1 pseudogene is annotated in these 909 nt (G+C 59.5%); it reads right to left on the bottom strand.

From position 1 onward, the window contains the following. Positions 1-909: pseudogene (locus NAV32_RS17580) on the bottom strand (RNA helicase); the annotation flags it as partial.

The raw sequence follows: 909 nt of genomic DNA, 5'->3' as shown, positions 1-909 counted from the left end.
TTTGTGGTAATGCATGAAGCGCGGATCGCTCTCCAGCAGCACCGCGAAGGCCATCTTTTCCCTGTGATCCTGGCGGGCGAAGCGGATGGTGCGGCGCAGCTTCTTCGGCTCCATCATGAACACTTCGGTCAGGCGCTTCTCGCCCAGCACCTGCAGATCGAAATCGCCGGCCTCCTCTATCATCATGTCGAACTTGGCGAGCAGTTCCTGGCGATCTTCCTCCTTGCGCTCGGCCACTTCGCGCGCACTGAGTACATGGCCCTGGCCGGCGGGAATGCGTCGCTGCATATCCAGCGCAACGGCCCCGTGACGCAGCTCGACCACGTAGCGCAACTCGTGCAGGACGTCGTTGAGGATATCCACGGCCTTGTTGGCGAACTCGTCAAGACGCGAGAGCTTGGGTTGCAAGCGCTCCAGACTCTGCCGCTTTTGTTCTTCGCTCATGCTGGCGAAGGGTTTCTCCAGGACGCCTAAGCGGCTCAATACCAGAGTCTGGATGGCATCACGTACACGGCTGTCGAATTCATCACTGGTGCTGCTGGTCTCGATCCGCAAAGCGATATCGGACTCCAACAGGTTCTGTACCGGGCCGCAGTCGAAGTCTTTCTCGATACCGTGGATATCGACGCTACAGCTGAAATCGTTGAGATCACGGTTGAGCAGGCGACCAATCAGGCTGGCCGGATCGGGCGTTTGCAAAACCGACTCGACCGCCGCCTCATCCAGCCCCAGCCAGAACAGGCGAGCCGCCCGGCCAATCTCAGGCGGTTGGTGGCCGATGTAGGTGGTGTACCAGGAATCCAGGTGTTTTTTCTTCGGCACGAACTCGGGATGCTGCTCGGCAGCCCAGCTCAAAAAGCGTTGCAGCCGCTCCAGGCTGATGGTGTTGCGATGCCTGACTTCACCCTT

Origin of the sequence: Stutzerimonas stutzeri, from assembly GCF_024448695.1 — a bacterium.
Lineage (GTDB): Bacteria > Pseudomonadota > Gammaproteobacteria > Pseudomonadales > Pseudomonadaceae > Stutzerimonas > Stutzerimonas stutzeri_T.
Note: the sequence above shows the minus strand (reverse complement) of the source record. Positions and strands in the feature narration are given on the sequence as shown.